Genomic DNA, 12,922 nt, shown 5'->3' with positions numbered 1-12,922 from the left:
TCTTATGGGTGGCCGGGTGGGGGCGTGGGATGGCACAGCAAGGTCGGGACGGAGGTCCCGACCGCACGCAACCAAGGACTCTGCCCGTCCGTCAATCGCGGGCCGCCAAACCCCCTACATAACCCCGAGGACGATCAGCACCGCAACGATCGCCAGCCCGAGCAGCGTCAGCATGGTGATCAGCGTGCCGATCATGCGCGGCTTGGTGCCGGTTTCCGCATCCATCCCGAAGCCATGCGCCACGCGGCCCAGCATGTAGATGCCGGCCACCCAGGCGAGCCAGGGCGCGCCCTTGCCCGAGAGTTCGATGGCGGCGATCAGCACGAGCACGAAGCCGGTATTCTCGACGAAATTGAGCTGCGCGCGCATCCGGCGGGTCAGCGGCCCCCCGGCATCGTCGCCGTGGATGGTCTTGGTCGCGCCGCGCATCTGGCCGACGCGAACTGCCAGCCACAAATTGATGATGGCCGCCGCGGCCGCTGCTGTCAGTGTAACCGGCAGGATAATGCCCATGCTCGTCCCTCCCTTGTGTTTTCGATGAACACGACCCTCCTCCAGTGCTAGGGAGATGCCCCGGACCGCGCAATCCCGACCACCGGGCGACACGGCTTGCATCCCCCGAGATTTTCGCTATAGCGCGCGCCTTCACCGCCACGGTCGGGATATTCGGGTTCACGCGCTCTTGTGCGGTGCCGGACCATCCCCTAGGGCGGCCACCGAAATTGATTGTAATTGTTTGAGGAACAGGTGCCGCCATGGCCGTCCCCAAGAGGAAAGTATCGCCCCACCGTCGCGGCAATCGCCGTGCGCATGATTCGCTCAAGGTCGAAGCGCATCACGAGTGTTCGAACTGCGGTGAACTCAAGCGTCCGCACAACCTGTGCCCGCACTGCGGTCACTACAACGGTCGCGAAATCATCGCCGTCGGTCTCTAAGACCGTAAGCAAAGCCGGAGTCGTCGCATGAGCCTGCCGCGTATCGCTGTTGATGCGATGGGCGGCGATGAAGGCGTGCGCGTGATGATCGACGGTGCCGCGATGGCGCGGCGCCGGCACGACAAGTTCAAGTTCCTGCTGGTGGGCGACGAGACGCGGATCAAGGCCGCGCTCGAAACGCATCCCGGCATGGCGGGCGCTTCGGAAATCCTGCATTGCGACGACGTGGTCGGTGGCGAAGAGCTGCCGAGCCGCGCCTTGCGTCGTGCCAAGACCACCAGCATGGGCCTGACGGTCAATGCGGTGAAGCAGGGCGAGGCCGGTGCCGCCGTCTCGGCCGGGAATACCGGCGCGCTGATGGCGATGAGCAAGCTTGCGCTGCGCACCATGCCGGGGCTCGATCGCCCCGCGCTGGCGGCCCTGCTGCCGACGCTCGGCGAGAACGATGTCGTCATGCTCGACCTCGGCGCGAATCGCGAATGCGACGCGCGCAACCTGGTCCAGTTCGCGATCATGGGCGCCGCCTATGCCCGGATCGTGACCGGTCGCGAGCGTCCGCGCACGCGGCTGCTCAATATCGGCACCGAGGAAACCAAGGGCACCGAGGACATCCAGGCCGCCGCCGAGGCGCTGCGCGCCGCCACCGGACTGGCGATGGACTTCGAAGGCTATGTCGAAGCCGACAAGATCAACCGCGGCGAATGCGACGTGGTCGTATGCGACGGGTTTTCGGGCAATATCGCGCTCAAGGCGATCGAGGGCGCGGCGCGCTTCGTCACCGACCTGCTGCGCACCGCCTTTACCAGCTCGCTGCGTTCGAAGATCGGCTTTCTCGTCTCGCGCCCGGCGACCGAGCTGCTGCGCCACCATCTCGATCCCAACAACCACAATGGCGCCGTCTTCCTCGGACTGAACGGCGTGGTGGTGAAGAGCCACGGCAGCGCCAATGCCAAGGGCGTGGCCAATGCGGTCGAAGTCGCCGCACGCCTGCTGGAGGACGACATCACCAACCGCATCAAGCACGACCTCGGCGAAATCGATGCCGCGAGCCTGACCGCCAAATGATCCGCTCGGTCATCACCGGCACCGGATCGGCGCTCCCTCGCGACTGCGTGACCAATGCCGAATTGGCGCAGCGGGTGGATACGACCGACGAATGGATCGTCGAGCGGACCGGCATCCGCCAGCGCTATATCGCGGGCGAGGGCGAGACCACCTCTACCCTCGCGATCGACGCTTCGCGCAAGGCGCTGGAAGCCGCCGGGATCGAGGCTTCGGAGATCGGTCTGATCGTGCTCGCCACGGCCACGCCCGACCATACCTTTCCCGCCACCGCGACGCAGGTGCAGGCCGCGCTCGGTTGCGGCGGAGGCGTCGCCTTCGATGTCGCCGCGGTGTGCTCGGGCTTCCTCTATGCGCTCTCCACCGCCGATTCGCTGCTGCGCACGGGCATGGCGAAGAAGGCGCTGGTGATCGGCGCGGAAACCTTCAGCCGCATTCTCGACTGGGAAGACCGCACGACCTGCGTCCTGTTCGGCGACGGCGCCGGCGCGGTGGTGCTCGAGGCGCAGGATGTCGCCGGAGACGGGCCCGGCATTCTCGCCAGCCGACTCCACGCCGAAGGCGCGCACAAGGACATGCTCTTTGTCGACGGCGGGCCCTCGACGACGGGCACCGTCGGCAAGCTGCGGATGAAGGGACGCGAGGTTTTCCGCCATGCGGTAGTCAATCTTGCCGACGTGCTTCGGGAAGTGCTTGAAGAAACCGGCAAAACCGCAGCCGACATCGACTGGGTCGTGCCGCACCAGGCCAATGCCCGCATCCTCGATGCCACCGCGCGCAAGCTCGACCTGCCGGCCGAAAAGGTCGTCGTCACCGTCGACCGGCACGCCAATACCTCGGCCGCCTCGGTCCCGCTCGCGCTCGATACGGCCACGCGCGACGGGCGGATCAAGCCGGGCGATCTCGTCATGTTCGAGGCGATGGGCGGCGGCTTCACCTGGGGCGCCTCGCTCGCACGGATGTAGTATTTGCCCGAAAACCGGGCCATGCCATTGCGAAATCAAGCAAATAGCTCTATTGATGGGCAGAGTTTCAAGCGGGTCGCCAATTCGCTCCGGGTCGTATCTGGGGGAAGGGAAATATGGATATGATGCGCTCCGTGGGCACGCTGACCAGAGCGGACCTGGCCGAAACGATCAATCGCAAGATGGGCCTGTCGCGAGCCGAGTCGCTCGAGATGGTCGAAGCGATCCTCGGCAAGATGTGCGATGCGCTGGGCGAGGGCGAGAACGTCAAGATTTCCGGCTTCGGCAGCTTCGTGCTGCGCGACAAGAAGGAACGCGTCGGCCGCAATCCCAAGACCGGGGTTGAAGTGCCGATCACGCCGCGCCGCGTGATGACCTTCCGCGCCAGCCAATTGCTCAAAGAGCGAATCGCGAACGGTTGAGGATATCGATGGCGGTTTTCGACGACGGCAAGGACAAGGGCGCGCTGCGCACCATCGGCGAAGTCGCCAAAGCGACCGGAATCAAGGCGCATGTGCTGCGCTATTGGGAACAGCAGTTCCCCATGCTCAAGCCGCTCACCCGCAGCGGCGGGCGGCGCTATTATCGCCCCGAGGACATCGAGCTGATCGAGCGGATCGACCGTCTGGTCAATCGCGAGGGCTATACGCTGAAGGGCGCCAAGGCCGCGCTCCGCGGCACGCCCGACCCGCAGGCCGCGGCGCAGGAGGCTGCCGCAGCTCCGCCTTCGGGGGATTTGGTCCGCCGGCTGAAGACGATCCGCGACGATCTCAAGGCGGCGCTGGCAGCCTAGGCGCTTAGCCTGCACTCTCCGGGTTCGGCGCCAGCCTCGATCGTCAGTTCCTGCACCGGTCGCGCCTTTCCGAACAGGTAACCCTGGCCGTAGCTGCAGTTCATGAGTTGCAGGATGCGGTGCTGCTCCTCGCTTTCGATGCCCTCGGCGACCACGGTTATACCCATGTTACGTGCCATGCCGATCATCGCCTGCACGATCGAAAGCGACTGGTCCTCCTCGGTCATCGCCTGCACGAACGACAGGTCGAGCTTGACGGCATCGATCGGGAAGTCACGCAAATGGGTGAGTGAGGAGTAGCCGGTCCCGAAGTCGTCGAGGGCGATGCGTACGCCGGCCGCGCGTAGCTCGCGCAGCACGGCCTGGATGCGGTCCGACTGGTCCACCAGCAGCATGGTTTCGGTCACTTCGAGCGTGATCATCGACGGATCGACGCCATTCGCGCGAAACCGTGACAAAAAGCGCTCGACGAAGTCGCGCGACACCAGATCGCCTTCGGTGGCATTGATGCTGATCCGCTTCAGTTGCCGGTGCGCGGCGAGGAGGGCTGGAGCTTCCTCCGCAATCAGGCTCATCATGCGCTCGTCGACCTTGCGCGAAAGTAGCGGATCGACCAGCGCCGGCGCGACTTCTGCCGCCGTCATGCGACGTCCTGTGGTTGTCGTCAGCCGCATCAGCGCTTCGAGACCGACGGTCACACCGCTTCGCAAGTCGACGATCGGCATGTAGCCGACGAAGACCCGGTTGGTCCGCAGTGCCTCGCTGACCTCGTCGATCGCCGATTGGCGCTCGGACTTCTGCCGTTCGAGTTCCGAATTGTAGCGCTGGACCGACGAGCGGTTGGTGCGCTTGCCGTGGTAGAGCGCGGTATCGGCGTGGCGCACGAGTTCCTTCGGCCCGACCGCGCCGTCGGCTGTGACGAGCCCGGCCGTAGCGCTCAGTTCGAAGGTGCGGCCGCCGATCTCGGCGCAATGACGAATCCCGTCGAGCATGGCGTTTGCCTGGCGTTCCGCCGTGGCACCGTCGGAATCGCGCGGCAGGATGACCGCGAATTCATCGCCGCCCCATCTGGCCACCGTGGAATGTGGCGGTGCCGCCCTCGTGATCCGCCGGGCGATGTCCTTGAGCACGTGATCGCCCATGACATGGCCGAAGGTATCGTTGAGGTCCTTGAACCCGTCGAGATCGAACAGGACGAGGTGGACGCTTCCGTCGCCGCCACGGGGGGCAGCGATGCGTGCCTTGAGCTCCCGGTCGAAGGCAGCGCGGTTGAGCAGGCTCGTAAGCGCGTCGTGATCGGCTGCGTGGCGCAGGGACAGCTCGGCGCGATAGGTTTCGGAGATGTCCTGGAAGACGCCGAGGACGCGGCGCGGCTTGCCATCGACGACGTCGAAGCCTTCCCCCATCGAGCGGACGCGCTTGATGGTCCCGTCGAGCGCATGAAGGGTGGCGTCGTAGCAGAACAATTTCTGCTGGCTCACGGCCTGCTCGACGTGGCGCGAAACCGATTCGCGGTCCGCGGCATCATAGTATCCGATCGCCTCATCGACGGTGACGGGCCGCCGCTCGGTGAGGCCGTGGATCGCGTAGACCCCGTCCGACCAGTGGAGTTCGTTGGTCTCGATATCGAGTTCCCACGTGCCGATCTTGGCGATGCTTTCCGCTTGCTGCCAGATGCGCAGCGACTTCTTGAGCTCCTCGCTCTGCTGCGAGATCTGCCTGTTGAGCTCGGTCGCCTCGAGGTGCAGCATATGGAGCTTGAGGATGTCCTCGACGACAGTTGCATGGCGCTTCAGCCTCGCAACGTCGTGCTCTTCGAAGAAGTTGGGCCGGGGATCGACCAGGCACAGCGCGCCGAGAAATTCGCCGTCGCAATGGCGGATCGGGATGCCGAGATAGGAACGCAGATTGGGTGGGCCGGCTACCAGCGGATTGTCTCGGAACCGGTCGTCCATGCTCGCATCGCCGACCAGCATCGGGCTCTGCGATTCGAGCGCGAATTGGCAGAAGGATAGGCCCCGTGGCGTCTCGCGCAGGTCGGTTCCGTGCGTTGCCAGGAAGCATTGCCGATCGGGTTCGAGCGCGGTGACCAGCGACATCTGACAGCCGAACTCCTGGGCACACTGCGACACCACGCGATCGAGCGACCGCTGGGCTTGCAGTTCGAGGTTGGTGTAGAGCTGTGCCGGGGAAACGATCGAATTCCGTTCCTCCAGCATGCCCGTTTCGCTGCGACTCGAAGAAGACATGCAGTCCGCCTAGTCGGAGAATGGTAAATATTTTCCCGAGGATGCGGTGGATGCCCGTGTCCAGGCGCTCGAGCGAAGTGTGGGCGCTATTCCGCAGCCAGCAATTCTTCCGCTCCGCCGAGATCGACGCTCACCAGACGGCTGACGCCCCTCTCGATCATCGTGACGCCGAACAGGCGATGCATGCGGCTCATGGTCACCGCATTGTGCGTGACGATGAGATAGCGGGTCCTGGTCTCGCGCGTCATCGCATCGAGCAGGTCGCAGAAGCGGTCGATATTGGCATCGTCGAGCGGCGCGTCGACCTCGTCGAGCACGCAGATCGGCGCAGGATTGGTGAGGAACAGCGCGAAGATCAGCGCGGTCGCGGTGAGTGCCTGCTCGCCGCCCGAGAGCAGGGTGAGCGACTGCAGCTTCTTGCCCGGCGGCTGGGCGAAGATTTCGAGCCCCGCCTCGAGCGGATCGTCGCTGTCGATCAGCGCGAGGTGCGCCTCGCCGCCCTCGAACAGCCGGGTGAAGAGCCGCTTGAAGTGATCGTTGACCTGTTCGAAGGCGGCGCGCAGCCGCTCGCGGCCCTCGCGGTTGAGATTGCCGATCGAGCCGCGCAGCCGGCTGACCGCCTCGCACAGTTCCTCCTGTTCGGCGGCGTTCGAGCCATGCTCGCTCTCGATCCGCTCGAGTTCCTCCGCCGCGACCAGATTGACCGGGCCGATCCGCTCGCGGCTGGCGGTGAGACGATCCATCTCCGCGCTCTCGGCCTCTGCGGCGCTGATCGCCTCCTCGTCGAAAGAGAAGCGCTCGGGCAGCAGCGGGGGCGGGCACTGGAAGCGCTCGCCCGACACGCGCGCCATCTCGATCCGGCGACCGTCCTGGTTTTCGGCACGCTCGGTCAGGCCGGCGCGGCTTTCGCGGGCTTCGGCCAGCGCCTCGTTGGCGGCGGCGAAGGTCCGATCGGCCTCCTGCGCTTGCGCATTGGCCCCGGCGACGGCCTTTTCCGCCGCGGCGAGATCGGTCGTGAGCCGCTCGCGGACCTGATCGCCCTGTTCGATCTCGCGCATCAGCCCCTCGGGCTTGGCGGCGGTGATCGCGCGCTCCTCGTCGATCTCCTCGGCGCGAATCTCCATTTCCGAGAGGCGCCGCGCGGCATCGCCGCTGCGCGCCTGCCAGTTGGCGATGTCGCTGCGCTGCGCCGAAGCGCGTTCGCGCGCCACTGCCAGTGCCTGGTCGTGGCTCGCCAGCTCGGCGGCGCGTGCCTGCAGCGTGGTGCGCGCGGCCTCGTTCTTCGCCCGTGCGGCCTCGAGCGCGGCGCGCCCGGCGGCGGGGTCGGGCAGGGCGTCGCGCTTGCTCTCGGCTGCTGCAAGGTCGGACCGTGCCGCGGCGATGAGTTCGGCGTGCTCGGCCTCGCTGCGATCGAGTTCGGCAAGCCGCGCGGCGAGCCTTTCGCGCGCCGCCTCGGCCTGGTCGAGCATGCGAAGCGCCTGCCGCTCGGCTTCCGCCGCGCCCGCGAGTGCGCGTTCCGAAGCGACTAGGTCACGCTGCACTTGCGCCAGTTCCTCGCCGGCGCCGTCGAGCGCGGCCTGTGCGGTCTCCGCCGCCTCACGCAGCGCGGGGAGGCGCGCATCGAGCTCGGCGAAGCGGTTTTCCGCCTCGAGCCGCGCCGCCTCGGCCGACCCTTCGCCGCGCACGACGAGCCCGTCCCAGCGGCGCAATTGCCCGCCCAGCGTGGCCAGCGCGTGGCCCGGGCCGAGCGCGCGCCCGTCATCCTCGCCGGCGACATGGACCAGCGCGAGCAGCGCGCGCAGTTCGGCGGGACAGGCCTCGACATGATCCGAAAGGCTGTCGGCCACGGGCGAGGGAGCCTCGGCCCCGGTCCAGTAACGGCCCTCGGCGTCCCCGTCGGGCAGGCCGAGCAAGGCCTTGCCGTCGCGCCCCAGCGCAGCGGCGACCGCGCGTTCGTAGCCCCTGGCCGCGCGCACGCCGTCGATCGCCTGCTGGCGTCCGCTGCGCTTGGCCGCCGCGCGTTCGCGCGCCTCGCGGTCGCGCGTGAGTGCCTCCCATTCGCGCTGCACGCCCGACAATTCGGCCTTGGCTTCAGCGAGTGCTGAGGAAGCCTCGTCGCGCGCAGCCTGCAGCTCGGCCTTGCGCGCCTGCATCTTGTCGAGCCTCGCCCGCAGCTCGCCCAGCGTCTTTCCTGCCTCTTCGGCGGCCACCTTCGCCGCATCGACATCGGCATCGGGATCCTCACCCGCCAGCGCGGCGCGCTGCTCGGCCATGCGCCGGCCCTCGGCTTCGACGCGGTCGAGCCGTGCTCTCGCTTGCGCGACCTCCGCCTCGGCGACGCGCCATTCGGCCTCGACCCCGGCATTGTCGGCGGTCGCCTTGGCGAGCGCGAGCTCGGCGGCGCGGCTGTCGCGCTCGGCCTGTTCGCGCGCGCGTTCGAGCGCGGGGCGACCTTCCTCGTCGCTCGCCAGTGCCTTCTCGCTCTGCGCCAGCTCGCGCTCGAGCCGCGACAGCGCCTCGGCGGCATCCTTGGTCAGTCGGTCGGCATCGCCGCGGTCGGCCTCGAGCCGTTCCTTCTGCCGGTCGAGGTCCGCGAGCCGCTGTTCGGCAGCCTCGAGCTGGCTGGTGAGCGCCGCCATGCGGTGGCCGTGCGCACTGGCATCGTCGCGCCGGTCGGCCTGTTCCTCGCGCGCCTCGGCGAGCGCCTCGGCCGCCGCGCGCTGGGCCTTCTGCGCCTCCTCGGCCGCCTTCTGCGCCTCGGTGACGCGGGCTTCGGCTGCAGCAGCGGCCTGCTTCGCCTCCGCCGCCGCGGCCGCAGCATCGCGCCAGCGGGCGAAGACCAGCCGCGCCTCGGCGGTCCTGATCTCGTCGGACAGTTTTTTGTAGCGCTCGGCTTGCTTGGCCTGCCGCCGCAGCGAGGCGATCTGGCTGTCGAGTCCGGCCATGATGTCTTCGAGCCGTTCGAGGTTGGTCTCGGTCTGCCGCAGCTTGCTCTCGGCATCGCGCCGGCGGACGTGCAAGCCCGCGATACCCGCCGCCTCTTCGAGCATCTGGCGCCGTTCGGTGGGCTTGGCGGCGATGACCTGCGCGATCTTGCCCTGGCTGACCAGCGCCGGGCTGTGCGCGCCGGTTGCCGCATCGGCGAAGATCAGCGCGACGTCCTTGGCGCGCACGTCGCGTCCGTTGAGGCGGTAGGCGCTGCCCGCGCCGCGTTCGATCCGGCGCACGACTTCCATTTCGTCGCCCTCGTCGTCGGCGCCGTGAAGCACGACTTCGGCGAAGTCGCGCTGCGGACGGCTCTGCGTACCGGCGAAGATGACGTCTTCCATCCCGCCCGAGCGCATCGACTTGGGCGAGTTCTCGCCCATCACCCAGCGGATCGCTTCGAGCAGGTTGGACTTGCCGCAGCCATTGGGACCGACGACGCCCGTCAGCCCCGGCTCGATATGCAAGGTGGCGGGTTCGACGAAGCTCTTGAAGCCGCTCAGCTTGAGCTTCGAGATCTCCATCGTCGCCGCGCCCCCCTCAGGCGCGCCTTACCGGGCGCCGGCGCGCTGGAGGATGGGTTCCAGCGCGGCCCAGGTGTTGGCATCGACGTCGCGGCCGTTCAGCTTGAAGGTCGGCGTGCCGGTGATGTTGAATTCATTGCCGTATTTCTGGGTGAAATCGGCCTGCGCGGTGAGCTTGGCGGTGTCGGCGAGGCACTGGCGGCCCTGGTCTTCGCTGATCCCGCGCGCGGCGAAGAAGTCGAGATAGCCGAGCTGCTCGGCCGCCGCCACGAAGCGCTGCTCGATCGGCAGGCTCATCGCCTGTTCGAACACCGCCTGATTGGTCTGGATCGGCTCCATGATGGTCTCGTAATTCTGCCACACCTGGTCCGACAGCGGCACCACAGCCTCGACCGGGCCGCATTGCGTCAGCCGGCCCAGCAGCAGGTCGAGCGGGCCGTGGATCGCGTACTGGCGCAGTTCGAAGCTGACCACGCCGGTGTCGATATAGTCGTGCAGCGGCTCGCTGCCTTCGATCGAGAACCGCGCGCAGGTCGGGCAGGTGAGCGAGCCGTATTCGATGAGCTTGAGCGGGGCGTCGGGATTGCCGACCAGCACGCCGCCATCTTCGGTCATCGCTGCGGTGGTGCGCCACTCGGTGCCCTCGGGCGCGGGGATCGCGGCGATCGCGTCGCCCTGGATCTCGCCGGTCTCTTCGGTCGTCGACGAGCCGCAGGCGGCCAGCGCGAGGGCGAGCGGGGCGGCAAGGGCGAAACGCAGGGTCTTGATCATCGGATTCCTCGTGTCTGGACGGATTAGGCTAGGACAGGGCGCGCGGGCAGGGGAAGGCGCGGTTGGGCGTTTCCACAGGCCTTTCCCCCGAAAAGGCGGATATCGGCGGCCTCAGAGCGCTTTCTTGAGCTGCGGCTCGAGCGAACTCCAGTCATGCGCGTCGAGCAGCGTGCCGTCGAGGATGAAGCTGGGCGTGCCGGTGAGGCCGTATTTGCGGACATCGGCGGCCGAGGTATCGGCGATGGCACGGGCCTGGGCCTCGTCCGACAAGCATTTGTCGAGCTGCGCCCGCGTATAGCCGCGCCGCTCCATGATGTCGTAGAAATCGAGATCGCTGGCGATCGCCTGCAGCCGCGCCGAGAGCGAACCGAACTGCCAGCGCGATTGCTGCGCCCGGGTGGCGGTGCGTGCCTTCTCGATCCACTCGTCGTAGCGGTACATGATCGCATCGTGGTTGCCGCCGAACTTCTTGGCATCGCCGCACTGGGTGAGCAGCGCGGCGGTGAGGTCGACCGGGTCGCGGATCAGATGGCGGATTTCGTAGCTGACCTTGCCGGTCGGGACATAGGCGACCTTGATCGCCCCGTCGCCCGTCTGCGCGAAATGGGCGCAGTGCGAACAGGTATAGCTCATGAATTCGACCAGCCTGGTCTTGGCCTCGGGATTGCCGAACAGATGGCCGCCTTCGGTCTCGGTGAGCATGCCGGACCAGTTGCCGCCCGGCAGGATCGGTTTGTCCGCCGCGCCCGCCGCGATGGCCAGGGGGACTGCGCTCGCCAGCGCCAGCGCCTTCAGGATACCCGTGTTGATCGTCACCTGTCCTCGTTCCCGTCTTCTTGCGACCCGAGGCTGCGTGCGAGCGATTCGAGCACCGTCCTCAGCTCGGGGTCTCCGATATCGCGCAGACTGTCGCCCAATTCCATCGGAATCGGCTTGAGCGACGGTGGCGCCTTGGGCTTGTCCCTGCCCGGGGGCGGCTTAACCGCGCCTTGCCGCAGCTTGATCCGCGCGACCGCGCGATAGCCGAAGAAGCGGTTCACTCGCTCGACGATCTCGGGGATGACCTGCTGCACCAGCGGCGCATGCGCCGGCTTGACCACCAGATGCATGATCCCCTCGGACTTCTCGCCGGGGGGAAAGCGGATCATCTCGGGGGTGCAGACGCGCGCATGGGTTTCGCCGACGATCTCGGGCCAGCGGCTGATCACCGAAGACTGGACGAAGCCGAAACGGCGAAAGGCGCTGCGCCCGATTTGCGGCATGAGGTCGCTGATCGCCCTGGCACTGCCGCCGCGCGGGCGAGTGTAGGCTTTGGCGGGCTTGCCCGATTTCGTCTTGTCGCGTTCCATTGTGCGAGCGCTCATGCCATAGGCGGGCCGTGGCCGCCACCGTCTCCGACCTGCTTCTCGACTGGTACGATAGTCATGCGCGCGATCTGCCATGGCGCGCGCGGCCCGGCGAAGCGCCGCCCGATCCCTATTGCGTATGGCTTTCGGAAGTGATGCTGCAGCAGACCACCGTCGCCGCGGTGAAGCCCTATTTCGCGGCCTTCACCACGCGCTGGCCGAGCGTCGAGGCGCTTGCCGCCGCGCCCGAGGCGGACGTCATGGCTGCATGGGCGGGGCTCGGATATTATTCGCGCGCGCGCAATCTGGTGAAATGCGCCGCCGCCGTCACCGAGCGGGGCGGTTTTCCCGAGACCGAAGCCGGCCTGCGCGAGCTGCCGGGGCTGGGCGCCTATACCGCCGCGGCCATCGCGGCGATCGCCTTTGGCCAGCGCGCGGTGGTGGTCGATGCCAATGTCGAACGCGTGGTCGCGCGGCTCTTCGCGATCGAGGAGCCGCTGCCCGCCGCGCGCAAGGCGATCAGGCGGCGGGCGGACGAAGTCACGCCACGCGAACGTGCGGGCGATTTCGCCCAGGCGATGATGGATCTCGGCGCCACCATCTGCACCGCGCGCGATCCCAAGTGCCTGCTGTGTCCGCTGTCGTCGGTCTGCGAGGGGCGCGTTGCGGGTGATCCGGCGCGGCTGCCGGTCAAGGCCGCGAAGAAGCCCAAGCCCCTCCGGCAGGGGCAAGCCTTCTGGATCGAGCACGAGGGCGCGGTGTGGCTGGTCCGGCGCGCCGAGACGGGCATGCTCGGCGGCATGCGCGCGCTGCCCGACGATGGCTGGAGCGCGCGGGGCGACGGGACCGGCGAGGCTCCGTTCGATGCGTCATGGGATAGCGCCGGGCTGGTCCGGCACAGCTTCACGCATTTCTCGCTCGAGCTGTCGGTCCTCGCAGCAAGCACTGCGCAGGAACCGGGCGGCGAGGGCGAATGGTGGCCGCTCGAGCGGCTCGACGAGGCGGGGCTGCCGACGCTCTTCGCCAAGGCGGCGCGGCTGGCGCTCGCCTAGAACAGTCCGCCGGTGATCGACAGGCGGATGGCGATGATCACGATCACCAGCAGGTTGAGGTTGCGCCCCGCATTCTTCGACGACAGTCCGCCCACGACCGCGCCGACCACGGCGACGGGCAGGACGAGCCACAGGCCGAGCCCGAGGATCGGCAGCTGGAGCGGGATCGCGAGGATCAGGCAAACGAGGCCGATCAGGATCGAAACGATGTTGAGCATGTGTCCTATATGAATAGCACAC

Annotated in this window: 13 protein-coding genes; 6 read left to right on the top strand and 7 right to left on the bottom strand. The window is 67.5% G+C overall.

Features of this window, described 5'->3' with window-relative positions; genetic code table 11:
- Positions 1 to 114: 114 nt before the first annotated feature.
- Positions 115 to 513 (bottom strand): MAPEG family protein, encoded by a 399-nt coding sequence (locus ACN4E0_RS12710; protein ID WP_221600379.1) that lies wholly within the window; start codon positions 511 to 513, stop codon positions 115 to 117.
- 242 nt (positions 514 to 755) lie between these two features.
- Between ACN4E0_RS12710 and rpmF the strand changes: the two genes are divergently transcribed.
- The 5 genes from rpmF (at position 756) to ACN4E0_RS12685 (ending at position 3,755) form a co-directional block, all read left to right on the top strand.
- Positions 756 to 935 carry a 50S ribosomal protein L32 gene (gene rpmF / locus ACN4E0_RS12705; protein WP_200980932.1) on the top strand — a complete coding sequence of 60 codons (180 nt, stop codon included), beginning with the start codon at positions 756 to 758 and terminating at the stop codon, positions 933 to 935.
- 27 nt (positions 936 to 962) lie between these two features.
- Positions 963 to 2,000 carry a phosphate acyltransferase PlsX gene (gene plsX / locus ACN4E0_RS12700; protein ID WP_221600378.1) on the top strand — a complete coding sequence of 346 codons (1,038 nt, stop codon included), beginning with the start codon at positions 963 to 965 and terminating at the stop codon, positions 1,998 to 2,000.
- Positions 1,997 to 2,962, top strand: coding sequence for a beta-ketoacyl-ACP synthase III (locus tag ACN4E0_RS12695; RefSeq protein ID WP_419568362.1), 966 nt, complete (start codon positions 1,997 to 1,999; stop codon positions 2,960 to 2,962). Before plsX ends, ACN4E0_RS12695 begins: the two co-directional genes overlap by 4 nt.
- A 122-nt stretch (positions 2,963 to 3,084) precedes the next feature.
- Positions 3,085 to 3,384, top strand: coding sequence for an integration host factor subunit alpha (locus ACN4E0_RS12690; protein WP_419568360.1), 300 nt, complete (start codon positions 3,085 to 3,087; stop codon positions 3,382 to 3,384).
- Positions 3,385 to 3,392: 8 nt separating this feature from the next.
- Complete coding sequence (locus ACN4E0_RS12685) at positions 3,393 to 3,755, top strand: MerR family transcriptional regulator (protein ID WP_419568359.1); 363 nt, start codon at positions 3,393 to 3,395, stop codon at positions 3,753 to 3,755.
- On the opposite strand, the gene ACN4E0_RS12680 is transcribed toward ACN4E0_RS12685, so the two are convergent.
- The 5 genes from ACN4E0_RS12680 to ACN4E0_RS12660 form a co-directional block, all read right to left on the bottom strand.
- Positions 3,752 to 6,004: a putative bifunctional diguanylate cyclase/phosphodiesterase gene (locus ACN4E0_RS12680; protein WP_419568357.1), complete on the bottom strand. Its 2,253-nt coding sequence runs from the start codon at positions 6,002 to 6,004 to the stop codon at positions 3,752 to 3,754. The two genes, ACN4E0_RS12685 and ACN4E0_RS12680, sit on opposite strands and share 4 nt — an antisense overlap.
- Positions 6,005 to 6,090: 86 nt before the next feature.
- Positions 6,091 to 9,513, bottom strand: a complete 3,423-nt coding sequence (locus tag ACN4E0_RS12675) for a chromosome segregation SMC family protein (protein WP_419568355.1) — start codon at positions 9,511 to 9,513, stop codon at positions 6,091 to 6,093.
- Positions 9,514 to 9,540: 27 nt separating this feature from the next.
- Positions 9,541 to 10,284 carry a thioredoxin domain-containing protein gene (locus ACN4E0_RS12670; RefSeq protein WP_419568354.1) on the bottom strand — a complete coding sequence of 248 codons (744 nt, stop codon included), beginning with the start codon at positions 10,282 to 10,284 and terminating at the stop codon, positions 9,541 to 9,543.
- Between the two features lie 111 nt (positions 10,285 to 10,395).
- Entirely contained in the window at positions 10,396 to 11,100 is a 705-nt protein-coding gene (locus ACN4E0_RS12665) for a thioredoxin domain-containing protein (RefSeq protein WP_419568353.1), read from the bottom strand.
- Entirely contained in the window at positions 11,097 to 11,648 is a 552-nt protein-coding gene (locus tag ACN4E0_RS12660) for a DUF721 domain-containing protein (RefSeq protein WP_419568351.1), read from the bottom strand. The genes ACN4E0_RS12665 and ACN4E0_RS12660 overlap by 4 nt, the downstream gene beginning before the upstream one ends.
- 14 nt (positions 11,649 to 11,662) lie before the next feature.
- On the opposite strand from ACN4E0_RS12660, the gene ACN4E0_RS12655 reads away from it, so the two are divergent.
- Positions 11,663 to 12,682 carry an A/G-specific adenine glycosylase gene (locus ACN4E0_RS12655; RefSeq protein WP_419568349.1) on the top strand — a complete coding sequence of 340 codons (1,020 nt, stop codon included), beginning with the start codon at positions 11,663 to 11,665 and terminating at the stop codon, positions 12,680 to 12,682.
- On the opposite strand, the gene ACN4E0_RS12650 is transcribed toward ACN4E0_RS12655, so the two are convergent.
- Positions 12,679 to 12,900: a hypothetical protein gene (locus ACN4E0_RS12650; protein WP_370187195.1), complete on the bottom strand. Its 222-nt coding sequence runs from the start codon at positions 12,898 to 12,900 to the stop codon at positions 12,679 to 12,681. The genes ACN4E0_RS12655 and ACN4E0_RS12650 overlap by 4 nt on opposite strands.
- Positions 12,901 to 12,922 lie beyond the last annotated feature (22 nt).

The sequence above is a fragment of the Qipengyuania sp. genome, from assembly GCF_048550555.1.
Lineage (GTDB): Bacteria > Pseudomonadota > Alphaproteobacteria > Sphingomonadales > Sphingomonadaceae > Qipengyuania.
The sequence above is the reverse complement of the archived record's forward strand: the minus strand, read 5'-3'. Positions and strand labels throughout refer to the sequence as shown.

Coding starts and splice junctions, on each gene's coding strand:
- ACN4E0_RS12695 (WP_419568362.1), top strand. CDS start 1,997: ATGATCCGCTCGGTCATCACCGGCACCGGATCGGCGCTCCCTCGCGAC.
- plsX (WP_221600378.1), top strand. CDS start 963: ATGAGCCTGCCGCGTATCGCTGTTGATGCGATGGGCGGCGATGAAGGC.
- rpmF (WP_200980932.1), top strand. CDS start 756: ATGGCCGTCCCCAAGAGGAAAGTATCGCCCCACCGTCGCGGCAATCGC.
- ACN4E0_RS12685 (WP_419568359.1), top strand. CDS start 3,393: ATGGCGGTTTTCGACGACGGCAAGGACAAGGGCGCGCTGCGCACCATC.
- ACN4E0_RS12710 (WP_221600379.1), bottom strand. CDS start 513: ATGGGCATTATCCTGCCGGTTACACTGACAGCAGCGGCCGCGGCGGCC.
- ACN4E0_RS12650 (WP_370187195.1), bottom strand. CDS start 12,900: ATGCTCAACATCGTTTCGATCCTGATCGGCCTCGTTTGCCTGATCCTC.
- ACN4E0_RS12675 (WP_419568355.1), bottom strand. CDS start 9,513: ATGGAGATCTCGAAGCTCAAGCTGAGCGGCTTCAAGAGCTTCGTCGAA.
- ACN4E0_RS12690 (WP_419568360.1), top strand. CDS start 3,085: ATGATGCGCTCCGTGGGCACGCTGACCAGAGCGGACCTGGCCGAAACG.
- ACN4E0_RS12680 (WP_419568357.1), bottom strand. CDS start 6,004: ATGTCTTCTTCGAGTCGCAGCGAAACGGGCATGCTGGAGGAACGGAAT.
- ACN4E0_RS12660 (WP_419568351.1), bottom strand. CDS start 11,648: ATGAGCGCTCGCACAATGGAACGCGACAAGACGAAATCGGGCAAGCCC.
- ACN4E0_RS12670 (WP_419568354.1), bottom strand. CDS start 10,284: ATGATCAAGACCCTGCGTTTCGCCCTTGCCGCCCCGCTCGCCCTCGCG.